Genomic DNA, 17,401 nt, shown 5'->3' on the forward strand with positions numbered 1-17,401 from the left:
GCCGCCGTAGCGCTAACGAACCTGAGACAACCTATTCAGTGTAAATATCTAAAATATAAATTCTAACGAATCTCAAGAACGCTATCCTTCCGAAAAGTGGTCTTTTTGCTCAAAAGAGGACCCAATCAAGCGGGATAACGTCTCTGTGATTCGTTACATATTAGATCCATGAAAAAGGGGCAAATAGCGTGTGTCAGATTCGTTAGAATGGAGTAAAACAGATGCTGGCTCCTCTTGCGGGTAGGTCGGCATCCAATGAAGCCCGTAATGAATGAGTTCCAGTTATGCTATAACTTTGAATCTATAGCGTGGCGGAGAAGGTATTGGCGGTATGAATATACCCAGGTGGCAGAGTGGGGCGACCTATTTTTTATGGCCAGATCGGAGGATGGATTCCGCCAGCCAATCAGCTGCATCCGCTGTGGAGAGTGCAGATTGCGCAGCTTCTGCGTATACCTTGCTTAGCGTGCCTGCAATTCCCGCCACCTTTTGGCGGATCAGGTCAGGCTCGGCGCCTTCCAGCTCGTAGGCAGTGGAGATGATTCCGCCTGCGTTGAGCACGTAATCAGGCGCGTACAGGATGCCGCGCGCCTGCATGCGGCCTGCAACCAGCTGTGGTTCACTCAGCTGGTTGTTGGCCGCCCCGGCAACGATGGAGCAGCGCAGCTCCTCCACCGTTGCCGGGGTCAGTACGCCCCCTAGGGCACAGGGGGCGAAGACCGTGCATTCAGCGGCGTGGATATGGGCCGGATTGGCCGAGATGGCGCCGCTGAACTGCTCAAGGGCACGTTGTACACGCCCCGGTACAACGTCTGCCACGATGAGCCGTGCCCCGGCTGCATGCAGGTAACGGCACAGGGCATGCCCGACCTTGCCCAGTCCCTGGACGGCAACGGGAATGCCCTGCAAGGATGCAATGCCTTGCTGGCGCAGCGAGGTCACAATGCCGATGTGTACGCCGTAGGCGGTCATCTCCGCTGTGAAGTCATCCTGCGCCCCAAGCGAACCGGTGGTGTCCGTCACATGTGCGGTCTCCATTCGGATCTGGTCCATGTCTGTCGCCGTGGTACCCAGATCAAGACCGGTCACGTACCGCCCGTTCAGTCGCTCCAGACAACGTCCCAGTGCGCGAAAGCGCTCCGCTCGCCTGAATACGTCTGTATCCGGGCTCCCAGCTATATGATGCGACACTTCCTCAGCGACGATTTCCCCTTCAGAGGCAACGCTCTCTTGGTGCTCTACCTTCAGACCTCCAACGACACGCTCAACGTTCTGAGACCCATGACTCCCCTTATGAGGTGCTGCATTCCTTGCAAAAGGTACATCCCATATGACCGCTTTCCCGCCGCCATAGGGCAGTCCGGAGATTGCATTTTTGTACGTCATGCCTTTGGCAAGCTTCACAGCGTCCCGAACAGCCTCTTCTTCGGACGCATACGTCCAGTAGCGGCATCCACCGAGCGCAGGTCCAAGGGCTGTGCTATGAATGGCAATGACTGCCCTCAAACCACTATACGCATCATGGCAAAAAATGAGTTCCTCCATGCCTTCCCGCTCCATCTCCTGCCATAGCTGCATGACGATACCCCCTTTTGTTGTGACCCATCCATCCTGGTTCTGTACGCTCGTGCTCGGCGTTATGATGATACAGCATATTCACAATCACCGGTTTTCGACCCTGGGACCTTCGCCGGGTTGATAATCGGTACAAACGGTTCTATAATGGCAGTTCCGGTATGCCGGAGAGCAGAAAATGCCTACGGATTTACATCCAACCGTTTAGAATGAGGGTATAACGTCCAATGATGGAGATAGAGCGAACGTACAGAGAGCATAGAATGAAACGAAATCGTCGAGTAGATGCAGCAAAGGGCCAATTCCGTTGTGAAGGCCAGGAAAGAGGGATTGTGATTGTTTAAAATATTGGTATTTATCTTTTTGATCCAGATTGTATACGTATCGGCTTATACACTCCGGATGATTCTGACACTCAAAGGACAGAAATATATCGCCGCACTGATCAGCATGGGTGAGATTGTGATCTATGTGCTCGGTCTGAATCTGGTACTTAAATATCTGACCCAGCCTTCTGCCTTGATCGTCTACGCTGTGGGTTATGGACTGGGTGTGTTGCTCGGAGCCTGGATTGAAGAGAAGATTGCACTCGGTTACGTTACCGTTAAAGTCATCTGTAACCAGATGGGCGGCAACGTAGCGAATGCCCTGCGGGATAAAGGGTACGGCGTTACTGCATGGGTGGGGAGTGGACGTGACGGGGATCGGCTTGTGATGGAGATTCTGGCGAAACGCAAAAACCAGAAACTGCTCTATCAGACGATTCTCGATCTGGACCCCAAAGCATTTGTCATTACCGTGGAGCCCAAACAGTTCCATGGCGGCTTCTGGACACGTTCCATCAAAAAGTAGAATCGAGCAGGTCTGCAGCAGATGCAGTCCTGCTTTTTTGGTTTCCATTTATCCGACATCGCCTTGCTGTCTCAAGGGATCACGGAAATCTTACATCCCAAGTTAACTCCGTACGATTCAAGGTTGCTTCCGGTACAATCCCTATCTGCATCAGCATTTCCACCTGAATGTGAGATAGGGATTATTGTTGTAATCGCTTACAACATTTACATTGAGGACATGTCCTTCGTGACCTGTCATGGAAGCGCTGGACGATTGTAATCATCATATATCGGGAGGAATGGATTCGATGAAAATGACATTTCGAAGCTGGTGCAGCACAGCCTTGGCTATAACGTTGGGGCTAACATTATTGTCCGGACCGGCAAGTGTGCGGGCAGCGGGCAATGCGGACTACAATCTCACAGGCTTCTCCCAAGGTAACACGGGCGGCGGCATCATTAGTGAATCGAACACAGCCACGTATAAGAAAGTGTATAATGCGACCGATCTGGCACTGGCTCTGAAGAAGAACTCGGGTGTCAAAGTGGTTGAGATCATGAACGATCTGAATCTGGGCTGGAATGAAATTCCGAGTGCAGCGCAGACTTCGCCTTTTGCCAAGCATAATGATGCACTGACCCATCCCGTATTGAAACAGACAGGTGTCAGCAAGCTCACCATTGACGGTTTCAATGGACTCACCATTTTCTCCGCCAACGGCTCCAAAATCAAACACGCTGCGATCAGCGTGAAACGAAGCTCCAACGTGATCATCCGCAACCTGGAATTCGATGAGTTATGGGAATGGGATGAATCCACCAAGGGCGATTACGACAAGAACGATTGGGATTATATCACCCTGGAGGAGAACAGCAACGTATGGATTGATCACTGCACTTTCAATAAAGCTTATGACGGACTCATCGATTCGAAAAAAGGAACCAGTGGCGTGACCATCTCCTGGTCCCTCTTCAAAGGGGATGACGGCAGCTCGAACAGCTGGGTTACCCAGCAGATCAATGAATTGGAAGCGAACAAGGCTTCCTATCCCATGTACAACTACCTCCGCAGCAGTGCTGTAGGTCTTAGCAAAGCGGACATTATCGCCATCTCGGGACCGCAAAAGAAAGGACATCTGGTCGGTTCGACCAGCCTGGAATCAGCTAACGCCAATCTGTCCATGACGCTGCACCATAATCTCTACAAAGATATTCAGGACCGGATGCCACGCCTGCGCGGAGGAAACGCACATGCGTACAACATCGTGATGGATGCAACAGGGGCACGTGCCGCTAAAGCCAAAATTACAACGGCGATGGCAACAGCGATTGCGTCCAAAGGCTATAAGTTCGATATCATTGGCAATGGGGCAATCTCTACGGAGAGCGGAGCTGTATTGGTTGAGAAGTCAGTCATTAAAGACGTGCTGTATCCTGTTCGTAACAATCAAACCGATCCGGCAGATCCAACCTATACCGGCAAAATCAGAGTGACCGATACGATGTATTCTTTGGATGGAAGCTCCTTCCGTGGCAGCAGCGATACATCTGGCAGCCCGCTGGCGCCAATCCCGGCCGTGGTAAAATCATTCTCCTGGAACGGCTTCTCGTCACTTCCATACAGCTATACCACGGATGACCCCTCCACGTTGAATGCACGCCTCACAGCATCCAATGGGGCGGGTTCGGGTAAACTGACTTGGTCCAAGGACAATTGGTTGAAAACAAGTTATTAAGCGATGATGTGATTTTGGTCGGAGAACCAAGCGTGGGACAGCAGAGTAACCTGTTGCTTTTTCATTCTTTAAACTAAGAAAAGAGTGCTCCTGCAGCTACGATAGCCGGGGGTGCTCTTTCTATATAAATTATGACTAAATTTATGACAAATTAACTATTTATACAAATTCGTCTTGTAATTTTACTTACCGGTAAATATAATTTATTAATTATCGCTATGACATTTTGGTCATAGAAAGGGGGCTAATCAATACATGGTTAGAATGAGTAAGAATTAACACATAAGTCTTAAAAAAATTAGAACAGCCTTTTCTGTATGAATAGGGCTGGGTAAAGGGAGGATGAAACAGCGTGGATGTATGGATATACTCCGCACTTACTCTTGTTTATTTGATCCTTGTGGTTTGGATGGCCGTCAATTTAACCCGAAGTAAGCAATGGCTCACGTATTCCAGTTTTCAACTATTGGTAGCGTTCAGTTTGGCATATGACAATGGAATTATTGCTGCAGGTAATGTGATAGGGGAGGGGAGACTGCTAATGGTTCTCAGTAGCCTTCGGTTTTGGCTACACTCCTTTGCTACCCCTACCCTTATTCTTGTTGGCTACCATATCTTGCGCAGCTCAGGTACCAAGTTTGCAAATAGAAGAATATCGGAAGTGGCAGCCTGGCTCATTACACTGGGTCTGGTCATCTACCAGATCGTAGGCTTTACTCTATCCGAAGTTAACCATCTCAAGGTTATAGAAGAGTATGGAGTACTGAGATATATGGCAGAAGGTCATGGAGGTCCGCCGATGATGGTTATCATCGTTGGGATTGTACTTTTATTGGTTAGCCTAATCGTTCTTTTCAAACATAAATGGGTATGGCTGTTTGTTGGGACTGCATTGTTGTTTGTAGGGCAGTTAATCTCCTTACCGGTGGAAACCGGGACTTTAACCAATGTGTATGAGCTGATTCTCATCCTCTCGATTTGGAGAACGACTACGTTTTTGACGGATTCAACAGATCGTCGCCGTCTTTAAGCCCGGATGCATCAGAAAAAGACTGGCCAGTATGGTAGAGGCCAGTCATCTGTGTTCGTTAATCTCATTCTTTAATTCAGATATTCGTGGTATCGGATGAGGCAGACGCAGCACTCACCGAGTCACGGTAGATGATATTACCTTTCACATGAACACGGCCGAAACTGCGGTTCGGATTGTCGATCTTTTTGAGCATCGACTGGACTGCCGTGCGCGCCATCTGTTCCACATCCACTTCGACGGTTGTCAGCTTGGGATCGGAGAGCATGGCATAGATATCATTATCAAAACCAACAACAGAGCATTGGCCAGGCACCTGAATATCCATGGAAGTCAGTTTCTGGACCAGCAGGTGAGCGACCTGATCACAGTTGCATACAAAAGCCGTTGGCAGTTGCTCAGGCAGATCAATCTCAATAAAAGTACCTCGTTCATCCCGATCATTTAAGACCAGATCCGGATTCATTGGCAAGCGATGTTCCAGCAAGGATTTGTAATACCCGAGGAATCGGTCCTGGATACTGCTCGTTGAATACAGGTTCCCTACATAAGCAATGTTACGGTGGCCCTGCTGAACCAGATAATTCGTCAGCTCATAGGCAGCGTAGAAGTTATCGGTAACGACGGAATCAATGTCGGAATGTTCATCGTAGAAGTCGAGAAACATTTTGGGAACTTCCATTGATCGCACCAGTTCAATATACTCTTTGCTGATCTGTCCGAGCACGATGAAACCATCGACCTTGTTGTCGCTGTACAGCTTGGGCAGTGTTAGTTCTTCCTCATCCTCCACATTCAGAATGTGCAGAATACCGTAGTAGCCCTGTTCCTCCAGATGTTTCGTAATGCGCTGGAACACGCGTACATAGAACGATTGCGTAGGTCCGGTAAAACGCTCCGGGATAATTACGCCAATATTATGGGTTAAGCCTTCCTTCATCGAACGGGCAGCGGCATTATAACGATAGCCCATTTCAATAGCAAGCACTTTAATTTTTTCTTTTAATTCGCCACTCACGCCATCTTTATCATTCAACGCTTTCGAGACGGTCACACTGCTGACCCCGAGCCTGTCGGCGATATCCCGCATGGTGATATTGTTCTTCAGTATGGTCGCCTCCTTCAAGCCGGTATAGGCACACTGTGCTGTCACTATGATGAGTGCTTTCCTCCAACATAATAACAATCCATATCAGTATACATCGTTACCCACTTGGAATAAAGCCATTCTGGATGTTGTTTCGCTAATTTTCAGCACATGGCAGGTTTCCCTGAGAGGACGTTCTACCGATGTTACGTTAATTGTTTCTGAAGAAGCTTCTCATTCTGTTCAATCAGCTGACCCCGCTGGCTGGCACAGTCCAGGGAACGATATGGATCGGCCGGTGTGTTGAACGTATAATCAACCAGTTTCTCCAGAGTGGTAGTTGCCACATGACAGCGGGTATCACTGGATGCGTAATAGATAAAGACTTTTTCCTTCTCATTGACCACGGCACCGTTGCAGAAAATAACATTGGATACATCGCCTACACGTTCGTCGTCATAAGGGGCAATGAAATGGCCGCCGGGCTTGGCAATCATCCGCGTCGGATCATTCAGATCCGTTGCGAAAGTGTACAACACATAACGCAGCCCTGCTGCGGTGTTCCGAACCCCGTGAGCAATGTGAATCCAGCCGCGATCCGTCTTGAGCGGAGCAGGGCCCTGGCCGTTTTTGACTTCGTAGACCGTATGATATTGCCGTTCATCAATAACCGTCTCTTCATGAATGACCGGGTTCAGGATGTCTTCACACAGACCGAAGGCGATACCGCCGCCGCTGCCAGTCGAGATGAATCCGTCCTGTGGGCGGGTGTAGAAGGCATATTTTCCATCCACGAACTCCGGGTGCAATACGACATTGCGCTGTTGAGGGGAATTGGTTGTGATGTTGGGCAACCGTTCCCAGCTTGTAAGATCGCGTGTACGGACCAATCCAGCTTGTGCAACTGCACTGGATGTATCAAATGGAGGAGCCTCGGGGTCTTTGCGTTCAGAGCAATAGATGCCATAGATCCAGCCGTCTTCATGTTGAACGAGGCGCATGTCATACTGATTGGTTTCCTCCGCATCGATATCATCCCAGACCAATGGTTTACCGGTGAAACGGAATCCGTCAATTCCATTATCGCTCTCGGCGAGCGCAAAGATCGATTTACGGTCCAATCCTTCCGTACGGATGACCATGACGTATTTGCCATTGAAATAGATGGCTCCTGGATTTAGCGTCGCATTAATGCCCAGACGTTCCATGAAATGCGGGTTGGTCGTCTCGTCCAGATCGAATCTCCAATGCAGCGGTACATGATGGCGAGTGATGACCGGGTATTGATACCGATCATATATGCCGTTGTAGAAAGAAGAATTGATCTTATTGGGGCGTGTAAGCAACTGCTCCTGTTTCTCCAGTAACTCCTTGTACTTCGGGTGTATCATTCTGATCCCATCCTCTCGATTAGTTCAATACAGAATCTGCTATTGTGATACGGGCATTTCCACGGTCCTGCGATTTCGCTCTGATCCGGTGTTCCGTTCCCATCAACCGACCAGTACCATTCCCCGCCGGCACGTTGATCTATGATGTTTTCTTTTGTATAGGTCCACAAGCGTTCCACTCTCTCCAGAAACAGTGGATCACCTGTGCGCTGATACGCGTTATAGAAACCGACCATCGCCTCCGCCTGAACCCACCAAATGCGCTTCTCATCGACATGTTCACCTTCTTGTTCATTGAGCAGGGAACCATCCGCATTCACGGCTACATTGGAGATGTTATAGGCAATATCTGTTACCATCGCCGCATACTCTGGATGTTGTTCCATCCCCAGAACTTTCAGTGCTTCGTCAATCAGCCAGCTGGCTTCAATGTCATGTCCGAACGAGCGCAGATCAATGATGGACTCCCACTGTTTGTTGAAAAATACCCCGAGAAACGTGGTGTCTTGGTCATACACCCGTTCATATAGAATGCCGAGCAGGCGTTCCAGCGCCGCCTTCACTTGCTGATTTGGCCACACGCGATAGAGTGTGGTGTAGGCCTCTAACACATGGATATGCGTATTCATGGTGTAATCCGCAATCACCCCGTTTTCGCTCAGCATTTCATTGGGCTGTTCCTTCCATGTGCGATCAAATTGTTCCTTGTATGCAGGTAGCTCGGCATCCAGACCTTTATCCTCAATGAGAGCAAAAAGCGTTTTCGCAAGTTCCAATGCAGAAGCATCCCCGGTTGCACGATAGTACTCACTGAGTGAATACACGCCGAAGGATTGCGTATACACATGTTTGCTCGTGTCCAGTGCTTCCCCTGTGTAATCTACCATCCAGTACATACCGCCATGTTCGGTATCCATCACATGATCGGCGAGAAAACGGTATGCGTGTTCCGCTTGCTCGCGCCATCTCTCGTTTCCGGTAACCCGATACGCCGCTGCAAAAGACCAGAGTTGACGTGCCGTGGCGATCCCGCCTTTGGGGGCTTGCGGATTCAACTGAAGATCATTGCCCACCCAGCCATAGAACCCACCGTGGGTTGTATCTTTAAGGTTGGACCAGAAGGGTAAAATCTGCTTCTCCCAATGCGCCTTAATCTCAGATTGGAGTTGGGATGTTGTTGTATTCATAAGTGAGCGCTCCTTCAAAATAGTGCATCATTCTAATATATTAAGTTAACGGTAACTTTATAAAATAATATTAGTGCTCTGAAAAACAGATGTCAACGAAATCCCTCACAAATTTTCTTGTTAGGTTATAAATAAATCAATTGACAGGTAAGCGTTACCATAATAGAATTCATTTTGTAACCTTAACGATAACCTAATGGAATTAAGAAAGGGGTCGAAACAATTGAGAAAAAACAAAGGTTGGATGATGTTGCTGACGATGCTGCTCATCACTTCGCTACTTGCTGCATGTTCATCCGGAGGTGGATCTTCGCAGGCGGGGGAGGAGATCAGTACGGATCCGGCAGATATCAAAGGTGAAATCACTGTTCTGACGCAACGGACAGATATTGTGGATACCGTGTTCAAAGACTACGCGGCGGAGTTCAATAAGGAATACCCGGATGTGAAAGTAAACTTCCAGGCGCTGGCTGATTATGAAGGGCAAGTAAAGATCCGTATGAGCACCAAAGATTATGGTGACGTACTGATGATCCCGACCAGTGTTCCGATCGCGGATATCCCGGACTTTTTCGAGCCGCTCGGCACGTACGATGAACTGAAAGACAAATATACCGCGATTGAAGAACGCATGGTGGATGGTCAGGTGTATGGGATCCCTACGGTCATCACGTTCTCCGGGATTATCTATAACAAACAGGTCTTCAAAGACGCAGGCATTCTGGAAGTTCCAAAAACACCGGAGCAATTCCAGGCTGCGCTTCAGTTAATCAAAGACAATACTGATGCCGTTCCGCTCTATACCAACTACGCATCCGGCTGGGCATTAACGCAATGGGAATCGGATCTGCCAACAGTTGCCGGCAGCGTAGATTACGTGAATGTGGACCAACCGAACACAGATGAGAACTTTGTGCCCGGTCAGCCGCATTATGAACTGTACAAAGTGCTCTATGACGCAGCCAAGAACGGTCTGATTGAGAAAGACCCAACAACCACCGACTGGGAAAGCTCCAAAGCGGATCTGGCCAAAGGCAAAATTGCTACAATGGCACTTGGTTCTTGGGCGATTACACAGATCCAGGGGATGACGGATACACCAGACGATATTGGATTCCTTCCATTCCCAACCAATGCAAGCGAGGTTGTGGTACCACTTTCTGCTGACTACAACATCGGCATGAACGTGAACAGTGAGAACAAACCTGCTGCCAAAGCCTGGATTGACTGGTTCCTGGCGAAATCGAACTACGCAGTTGAACAGGGCGGCGGTATGGATGCTGACAAAAATGCGGAATTGCCACCGATTTTGGATCAATACAAAGACGTTAAATTCTCTACACTTACACCTGCCAAAGAAGGCCAGGAAGGTCTGGTTGACAAGATCGACAACGAAGGTGAAATTGGCCTCTGGCAGCCTGACTTCAAAAAACGCATTATCGAGGCAGGTATCGGCAACCGCAAGGAATCGTATGACGACATCATGAAAGATCTGAACGATAAGTGGGTAAAAGCACGAGCAGAACTCACGAAATAAATGGATTAACGTAATTGGATCAGATGGCGAACAGACTGCGGGAACATGGAGAAATCCATGTTGGGGGGCATGGGGGTTCAAAAGTTATGATGCCGAATGTGCCTTCCCTGGCAGTTGTTTGGCCAAATTTTCCTGGACGGGAGTCTTTCGATATATAGGCGGGAGAACCGCTTGGAGGTGTGGAGAGCATGAAGTACTTAAAACTTTCGAATTGGGGTTACTCAGCGCAACGCATATTTATCATCTGTGCCTTCTCAATTATTCCGCTGGCGTTGCTGTTCACGTTTGCATACTTACCTGTCATCAACATGTTCAAATACAGTTTCACCGATTGGAATGGATATAGTAAAAGATTTGATTATGTTGGCTTTGAGAACTATACCCGCATATTTAGTGATCCAGAATACTTCAAAGTATTTATTGTCAGTTTGTACTACTTCGCGGCTACGTTCGTGCAGATGGGCTTGGCGCTCTACTTTGCCACAATTCTGAGTTTCAAAGTCCGAGGCAAAAACTTCTTCAAAGGCATATTGTTCTTCCCTTATTTGCTGAATGGGGTAGCTATCGGTTTTATCTTCCTCTTTTTCTTCAAACCGGACGGCACACTTGATATGCTCATGCATGCTGTAGGTCTTGGACAATATACACAGCTCTGGCTCGGTAATCCGAATATTATCAATGTGTCGCTTGCAGGCGCATCGGTATGGAGATACATGGGCTTCAACTTTATCATTTTCCTGGGTGCGATCTCTTCCATTCCGAAGGATGTGTATGAAGCATCGGATATTGATGGTGCCAATCGCTGGCAGCAATTCCGCCATATCATTCTGCCGAGTATTACGCGCATTCTGCAGCTTAACCTGATCTTGGCCATTAGCGGCGCAATTAGTGCGTTCGATATTCCATATATCATGACCGATGGTTCCAACGGCAGTATGACATTTGTAATCCAAACGGTTCATTTGGCGTTTAAATACGGCAAGCTGGGACTGGCATCCGCCATGGCTGTGGTGCTGCTCATGATTGTTATTCTTGTTACGCTTGTGCAGCGCGTTACCATGAAAGGGGAGGAATAAACGTGACACAATTTAAATACACCCTTGCGAGCGTGGTGAAATATGCTTCCCTGGTTCTGGCAGCGTTTATCGCCTTGTTACCCATCGTGGTCATCCTGTTCGCATCCCTCAAAACGAATGCAGAATATGCTACCAGCAGCCCGCTTGCCCCACCCGCCAACTGGCTGAACTTTGCGAATTATGCGAAGGCCTTCGTGGATGGCAACATGCTGGTTGGTTTCAAAAATACGATTATTATCCTGATCATCTCCATTATTGGTGCAACCTTAACGGGTTCCATGATTGCGTATGTACTGGATCGATTCAAATTCAAAGGCAAAAAGATCATGGTCGCTGCATTCCTGCTCGCCACCCTGATTCCAAGTGTTACGACGCAGGTCGCCACATTCCAGATCATCAACGCGCTCGACCTGTTCAACACGCGCTGGGCAGCCATCGTGATGTACCTGGGGACAGATATCATTGCGGTGTACATCTTCCTGCAGTTCCTTGGCTCCATCTCAAGTGCACTGGATGAATCTGCCATGCTGGACGGAGCCTCGTACTTCACGATCTACTGGAAAATCATCTTGCCACTGCTGAAACCGGCCATTGTAACGGTCATTATCGTGAAAGGTGTGAACATCTATAACGACTTCTACACACCGTTCCTCTACATGCCGAAGACCGATCTGCAGGTCATATCCACCGCCTTGTTCAAATTCAAGGGACCGTTCGGATCGCAGTGGGAAGTCATCAGCGCCGGCATCATGATCGCCATTATTCCTACCATGATCATCTTCCTGCTGCTACAGAAGTACATCTACAATGGCTTCGCGCAAGGCTCAGTTAAATAAAATTCGAAGGGAGAAATGAAAATGTCAGTTGCTGAAACGAAAAACGTACACATTGTTGGGGATGCTTTGCCGAATATGCCGTGGGAAGCCAAACCGGAGGGAACAGAAGGGCCGGTATGGAGACATTCGGCGAATCCGGTAGTTCCGCGTAACCCGGTTAAAGGCGTTGCCCGTATCTTCAACAGTGCCGTTGTACCTTATGAAGGGAAATTCATTGGGGTATTCCGCGCTGAAACCGTTAATGGACGTCCGCATCTTCACATGGGAGCGAGTGAGGACGGTCTGGAATGGACGATTGAAGAGGAACGCATTGCCTTTGTCGATGAAAATGGCGATCCGTTTATGCCGAACTATGCGTACGATCCGCGTCTGGTGAAAGTCGAAGATACGTATTATATCATCTGGTGTACCGATTTTTACGGAGCAGCACTGGGACTGGCCAAAACGGATGACTTCAAAACATTTGTCCGTCTCGAAAATCCTATGCTGCCGTTCAACCGTAATGGCGTGTTATTCCCGCGAAAAATCAACGATAACTATGTAATGTTGTCCAGACCGAGCGACAGTGGACATACGCCATTCGGAGATATTTTCCTGAGCGAGAGCCCGGATCTTGTGTACTGGGGCAAACATCGTCATGTGATGAGTAAAGGCGGCCAAGGCTGGTGGCAATCGGTCAAAATTGGCGGCGGACCTGCTCCGATTGAAACGTCCGAAGGCTGGCTGATGTTCTACCACGGCGTAACTGGAACATGTAACGGGTTTGTCTACAGCATGGGTGTGGTCATTCTGGATCTGGATGAGCCTTCCAAAGTAAAATATCGTTCCTCCAACTTCGTTCTGACACCGGAAAAATGGTATGAGGAACAAGGATTTGTAGATAACGTCATCTTCCCGTGTGCAACGCTGCATGATGCAGAAACCGGACGCATTGCGATCTATTACGGCGCAGCCGATACGTATGTTGGGGTGGCGTACACGACCATCGAAGAGATCGTGAACTATGTGATCGAGACGGACGAAGTCATTGCTGGTGACCACGAGGAAGGCAAGCTGTAATTAAAGTGAACAGGAACACAGGGGAGTAATGCACATGGAGTACATCAAGGGATTTACATTTGGCTGGATGAGTGGCAGGGGAGACTTCCGCAAGCCGGAGGCCAAAGAATCGTTGCGTCTGATGGCTGAGCGCACAGGCAGTTCTCATATTATTTTTGCACTGGCGGCACATCAGGATCATCCGCAGGCGGTAGAGGTGAAATATCGCGGTGCACATCTGGTGGAGGATGATGAACTGGTGGACATGATACGATATGCCCGCACACTCGGGCTGCGTGTCATTCTGAAACCAACCGTCAACTGCACGGATGGCACATGGCGTGCACACATTAACTTTTTTGATATCGATGTACCTTGTGAGCCGAAGTGGAAGGATTGGTTCAGCAGCTACACGGCATTTCAGAAGCACTATGCGGCAATTGCGGAGCAGGAGAAGTGTGAGATGTTCATCGTTGGCTGTGAGATGGTACAGTCCGAGCGTCGGGATCAGGAGTGGCGTGAGGTGATCACTGCTGTTCGTGAAGTGTACTCCGGACTCGTATCGTATAACACCGACAAGTATCAGGAAGCCCATGTGAAGTGGTGGGATGCTGTGGATGTAATCTCATCCAGCGGTTATTACCCCATTGGAGATTGGGAGGCACAGCTCGATCGTATTGAGCAGGCAGTTGCTCCCTATGGCAAACCCTTTTTCTTTGCGGAAGCCGGTTGCCCCAGCCGCAGCGGATCAGCCCAGGTGCCGAATGATTGGGGACTGGAAGGCGAAGTGAGCGCGGAGGAACAGGAACGTTTCTATGAAGCCATGTTCCGGCATGTTGGTCAGCGTGACTGGGTGCGCGGATTCGGCCTATGGGACTGGAGCGCACAGTTGTACGCAGAGAAGGATGCGTTGATCGATGACGGATACGGGGTGTATGGTAAGCCCGCGGAGAAGGTCATTCGTCGGTTCTATGAGGGCATCACGGTAGAAGTCTAACCAGAAACAAGAGGGCGTATGTGAAGAAGAATCTTTAGTGATATCCTCATATGCGTCTTTTTTGTATCCATTTAAATACGAGCTGAACATGACTCACGAAGAGGCATGTTTCGTGTACATGCAGACAGGAGTGAATCCTATGGGCGACATGCCATTGGAGCAATTGAAAAAATATAGCGGAAGCAGTCCGAAACCGGACGATTTCGATGCTTATTGGAGCCGGGCCCTCGCGGAGCTTGATGCGCAATCGCTTGAATATGAATTGATTCCGGCGGCTTTCACATCGCCGCTTGCAGAATGCTTCCATCTTTATTTCACGGGTGTGGGAGGCGCACGCGTACATGGTAAGCTGGTTCGGCCTATAGCAGCATCTATTGATAACAAAGGCCAGGCAATGGCCATGTTTCATGGATATTCCGGTGATAGCGGCGACTGGTTCGACAAGATTGCATATGCAGCTCATGGCATCACGGTGCTGGCGTTGGATTGCCGTGGACAAGGTGGCCTCTCCGAGGATAACCTGCATGTCCAAGGAACAACCATTCGAGGACATATCATTCGGGGCATCGATGACCCTGACCCCAATAAGTTATATTTCCGTAACGTTTTCCTCGATACGGTGCAGACCGTGCGCATTCTGATGTCAATGCCACACGTTGATGCGGAGCGGGTGGGTGTATACGGCTGTTCACAGGGTGGGGCGTTAGCCATGGCGTGTGCTTCACTTGAACCGCACGTGAAGCTGGCAGTGCCGGTATATCCTTTTTTATCAGATTACAGACAAGCATGGGAATTAGGGGCCTCAACCTCTGCCTATGAGGAACTGGTGTATTACTTCCGGTTATTTGATCCGAATCATGAGCGGGAGAATGCCATCTTCAATAAGCTGGGATACGTTGATATCTCCAATCTGGCTGAACGGATTCAGGCCAAGGTTTTGTTTGTTACCGGACTTGCGGACACCATCTGCCCGCCATCCACCCAGTTTGCAACATACAACCGGATTCGTTCGGAAAAAGAGTTGGTGGTCTATCACGAGTACGGACACGAGTACATTCCGGGTTTGTCTGATCGAACGTTACAGGCGTTTTTGGAGCTTTAGATGTAGATTATCATTCAGGATTTCTTTATCTAAACTAATGAGGTGGATTCAACCAAACCTGTTTCGGGCACGTTATACTTTCGAAGATATCCGGGCTGTGAGCAAGGAATAGCACGTAAAGGCAAGCTTATTCGTATATATGTAGGCATATTCAGGTCAAGTCGCTCTTCCTCTCGCAGGAAGGGCTTTTTTGGCATATTTAATAGGTATACATACAATGTCGAATTTTGTTGACAAAAGGAGGGCTCCTGCCTATTCTTAATGGATGAATATGATAATCATTATCATAAAATAGAGAAAAGGGGTTCAACATCCATGTCTGTACAACATCGCAAATCTTCGGCTCTCACATTGGCAACGATGCTCTTGTTGCTATTTGTTATTGTGGGTTGCAGCAATACAGGAAGTGGAGATGAGTCCTCATCTGCTGCCTCGGATCATACATCAACGAAGTCGATTACGATGTCGTGGCCGCGTGATATCGGTACAATGAATCCGCATACGTACAATCCTTCGCAATTATTTGCCCAATCGATGCTCTATGAGCCGCTGATCAGTTACCAGAAGGACGGAAAACTGGAACCTGCGCTGGCAGAATCATGGACCATCTCCGATGACGGCAAAGTATATACATTCAAGCTTCGCCAAGGTGTAAAATTCTCAGATGGTACGCCATTTAATGCTGAGATTGTGAAAAAGAATTTTGATGCTGTAATGAAAAATAAAGATACACATAGCTGGCTGGGCATTGTAGGTGTGCTCGACAAGACGGAGGTTGTGGACGAGCAGACTTTCCGGCTGACACTCACTGAGCCTTATTATCCGGTTCTTCAGGACTTGTCGGTAGTCCGTCCTTTCCGCTTCCTTGGTGAAGCCGGATTCCCGGATGACGGGGATACATCCCAAGGCATCAAAGAGCCGGTGGGTACTGGCCCGTGGATGCTGGCTGATTACAAGCAGGACGAATATGCTGTGTTCAAACGCAACCCGAACTATTGGGGAACAGCACCGAAGGTCGATCAGATTACAGTCAAAATCATTCCTGATGGTGAAACCCGTGTACTTGCTTTTGAAAAAGGCGATCTTGACCTGATCTACGGTGAAGGTGTAATCAGTCTGGATGCGTTCCAACAGTTGCGTGACAACGATGAATATGTGACCCAATTGTCTGATCCGGTGGGTACTCGCAGCTTGCTGCTGAACTCTTCCAATCCGAAGCTGTCCGATGTCAGAGTACGGATGGCGTTACAGCAAGGGTTTAATAAACAGGCAATGGTGGAAGGCGTTACTTCCGGTTTGGAAGAACCAGCCGATACCGTATTGTCCAAAAACTATCCGTACACCAATGTAGACCTGGAACCGATCACGTATGACGTGGAGAAATCCAAAGCATTACTGGATGAAGCGGGCTGGAAGCTGCCGGCTGGTGGTACGGTTCGTGAGAAAGACGGGCAGCAGCTTGAGTTCGAGATGATTTTTGATAAAACGGACCCGATTCAGAAAGCGATGGCGGAGACCATTCAGGCGGAATGGAGTGAGCTTGGGGTTAAAGTAAACCTCACGGGACTGGAACTGACGGTTCAGATCAAACGTCTGAAAGCCAATGATTTTGACCTGTATTTCTGGTATAACTACGGCGCGCCGTATGATCCGCATTCCTTCATTAACGTTGTGGCGAGCCCTGGATTCGGGATTTCCGAGACCCTGAGTGCATTGCCGATGAAAAAGGAACTGGACGATCAGGTGCATGCAGCCCTGTCATCTACAGACGAGACGAAACGCCAGGAGTTATATGGCTCTATCCTGAAGACACTTCAGGAGCAATCGGCGATCGTACCGATCTCTTATATTAAGAAAACGGCTGTATATCAGAAGAGAATCTCCAATTTTATTTTCCCGGCAAACCGTGACGAAAATCCGTTTGTGGGCATTGAATTGGGCAATCAGTAAGATGTCATTACTCTAATTCCGGAAGT

Annotated in this window: 14 protein-coding genes; 10 read left to right on the forward strand and 4 right to left on the reverse strand. The window is 48.7% G+C overall.

The window, feature by feature from the left end:
- Positions 1 to 363: 363 nt before the first annotated feature.
- A complete protein-coding gene (locus tag ACTHPG_RS19350; RefSeq protein WP_440391094.1) occupies positions 364 to 1,578 on the reverse strand; it encodes a Leu/Phe/Val dehydrogenase in 1,215 nt (404 codons plus the stop codon).
- 333 nt (positions 1,579 to 1,911) lie between these two features.
- Here ACTHPG_RS19350 and ACTHPG_RS19355 point away from each other — a divergent pair, with 333 nt between their 5' ends.
- From ACTHPG_RS19355 to ACTHPG_RS19365, 3 genes are all read left to right on the forward strand, one after another.
- Positions 1,912 to 2,427, forward strand: a complete 516-nt coding sequence (locus tag ACTHPG_RS19355) for a DUF2179 domain-containing protein (protein ID WP_062836740.1) — start codon at positions 1,912 to 1,914, stop codon at positions 2,425 to 2,427.
- 289 nt (positions 2,428 to 2,716) lie between these two features.
- Positions 2,717 to 4,144: a pectate lyase family protein gene (locus ACTHPG_RS19360; RefSeq protein ID WP_440391095.1), complete on the forward strand. Its 1,428-nt coding sequence runs from the start codon at positions 2,717 to 2,719 to the stop codon at positions 4,142 to 4,144.
- 352 nt (positions 4,145 to 4,496) lie between these two features.
- Positions 4,497 to 5,174 carry a hypothetical protein gene (locus tag ACTHPG_RS19365; protein WP_440391096.1) on the forward strand — a complete coding sequence of 226 codons (678 nt, stop codon included), beginning with the start codon at positions 4,497 to 4,499 and terminating at the stop codon, positions 5,172 to 5,174.
- Positions 5,175 to 5,250: 76 nt separating this feature from the next.
- On the opposite strand, the gene ACTHPG_RS19370 is transcribed toward ACTHPG_RS19365, so the two are convergent.
- The 3 genes from ACTHPG_RS19370 to ACTHPG_RS19380 all read right to left on the reverse strand — a co-directional run bounded on the left by ACTHPG_RS19370 (position 5,251) and on the right by ACTHPG_RS19380 (position 8,839).
- On the reverse strand, positions 5,251 to 6,264 hold the full coding sequence (locus ACTHPG_RS19370) for a substrate-binding domain-containing protein (protein ID WP_440391411.1): 1,014 nt from the start codon (positions 6,262 to 6,264) through the stop codon (positions 5,251 to 5,253).
- Between the two features lie 203 nt (positions 6,265 to 6,467).
- A complete protein-coding gene (locus tag ACTHPG_RS19375; protein ID WP_440391097.1) occupies positions 6,468 to 7,652 on the reverse strand; it encodes a glycoside hydrolase family 130 protein in 1,185 nt (394 codons plus the stop codon).
- Complete coding sequence (locus ACTHPG_RS19380) at positions 7,649 to 8,839, reverse strand: AGE family epimerase/isomerase (RefSeq protein WP_440391098.1); 1,191 nt, start codon at positions 8,837 to 8,839, stop codon at positions 7,649 to 7,651. Before ACTHPG_RS19380 ends, ACTHPG_RS19375 begins: the two co-directional genes overlap by 4 nt.
- A gap of 223 nt (positions 8,840 to 9,062) precedes the next feature.
- On the opposite strand from ACTHPG_RS19380, the gene ACTHPG_RS19385 reads away from it, so the two are divergent.
- The 7 genes from ACTHPG_RS19385 to nikA all read left to right on the forward strand — a co-directional run bounded on the left by ACTHPG_RS19385 (position 9,063) and on the right by nikA (position 17,375).
- Complete coding sequence (locus ACTHPG_RS19385; RefSeq protein WP_440391099.1) at positions 9,063 to 10,376, forward strand: ABC transporter substrate-binding protein; 1,314 nt, start codon at positions 9,063 to 9,065, stop codon at positions 10,374 to 10,376.
- A gap of 188 nt (positions 10,377 to 10,564) precedes the next feature.
- Positions 10,565 to 11,452 carry a carbohydrate ABC transporter permease gene (locus ACTHPG_RS19390; protein ID WP_440391100.1) on the forward strand — a complete coding sequence of 296 codons (888 nt, stop codon included), beginning with the start codon at positions 10,565 to 10,567 and terminating at the stop codon, positions 11,450 to 11,452.
- A 2-nt stretch (positions 11,453 to 11,454) separates the two neighbouring features.
- Complete coding sequence (locus tag ACTHPG_RS19395) at positions 11,455 to 12,288, forward strand: carbohydrate ABC transporter permease (protein WP_440391101.1); 834 nt, start codon at positions 11,455 to 11,457, stop codon at positions 12,286 to 12,288.
- Positions 12,289 to 12,309: 21 nt separating this feature from the next.
- On the forward strand, positions 12,310 to 13,347 hold the full coding sequence (locus tag ACTHPG_RS19400; protein ID WP_440391102.1) for a glycoside hydrolase family 130 protein: 1,038 nt from the start codon (positions 12,310 to 12,312) through the stop codon (positions 13,345 to 13,347).
- A 34-nt stretch (positions 13,348 to 13,381) separates the two neighbouring features.
- Positions 13,382 to 14,323, forward strand: coding sequence for a glycoside hydrolase family 113 (locus tag ACTHPG_RS19405; protein WP_440391103.1), 942 nt, complete (start codon positions 13,382 to 13,384; stop codon positions 14,321 to 14,323).
- Between the two features lie 139 nt (positions 14,324 to 14,462).
- Entirely contained in the window at positions 14,463 to 15,425 is a 963-nt protein-coding gene (locus ACTHPG_RS19410) for an acetylxylan esterase (RefSeq protein ID WP_440391105.1), read from the forward strand.
- Between the two features lie 315 nt (positions 15,426 to 15,740).
- Positions 15,741 to 17,375 (forward strand): nickel ABC transporter substrate-binding protein, encoded by a 1,635-nt coding sequence (gene nikA / locus ACTHPG_RS19415; RefSeq protein ID WP_440391106.1) that lies wholly within the window; start codon positions 15,741 to 15,743, stop codon positions 17,373 to 17,375.
- Positions 17,376 to 17,401: the final 26 nt, after the last annotated feature.

This window comes from Paenibacillus sp. SAF-068 (assembly GCF_051967555.1).
Lineage (GTDB): Bacteria > Bacillota > Bacilli > Paenibacillales > Paenibacillaceae > Paenibacillus.

Excerpts from the sequence above, each read along its gene's own strand:
- ACTHPG_RS19350 (WP_440391094.1), bottom strand. The coding sequence starts at position 1,578 with ATGCAGCTATGGCAGGAGATGGAGCGGGAAGGCATGGAGGAACTCATT.
- ACTHPG_RS19360 (WP_440391095.1), top strand. The coding sequence starts at position 2,717 with ATGAAAATGACATTTCGAAGCTGGTGCAGCACAGCCTTGGCTATAACG.
- ACTHPG_RS19370 (WP_440391411.1), bottom strand. The coding sequence starts at position 6,264 with ATGCGGGATATCGCCGACAGGCTCGGGGTCAGCAGTGTGACCGTCTCG.
- ACTHPG_RS19375 (WP_440391097.1), bottom strand. The coding sequence starts at position 7,652 with ATGATACACCCGAAGTACAAGGAGTTACTGGAGAAACAGGAGCAGTTG.
- ACTHPG_RS19380 (WP_440391098.1), bottom strand. The coding sequence starts at position 8,839 with ATGAATACAACAACATCCCAACTCCAATCTGAGATTAAGGCGCATTGG.
- ACTHPG_RS19390 (WP_440391100.1), top strand. The coding sequence starts at position 10,565 with ATGAAGTACTTAAAACTTTCGAATTGGGGTTACTCAGCGCAACGCATA.
- ACTHPG_RS19400 (WP_440391102.1), top strand. The coding sequence starts at position 12,310 with ATGTCAGTTGCTGAAACGAAAAACGTACACATTGTTGGGGATGCTTTG.
- ACTHPG_RS19405 (WP_440391103.1), top strand. The coding sequence starts at position 13,382 with ATGGAGTACATCAAGGGATTTACATTTGGCTGGATGAGTGGCAGGGGA.
- ACTHPG_RS19410 (WP_440391105.1), top strand. The coding sequence starts at position 14,463 with ATGGGCGACATGCCATTGGAGCAATTGAAAAAATATAGCGGAAGCAGT.
- nikA (WP_440391106.1), top strand. The coding sequence starts at position 15,741 with ATGTCTGTACAACATCGCAAATCTTCGGCTCTCACATTGGCAACGATG.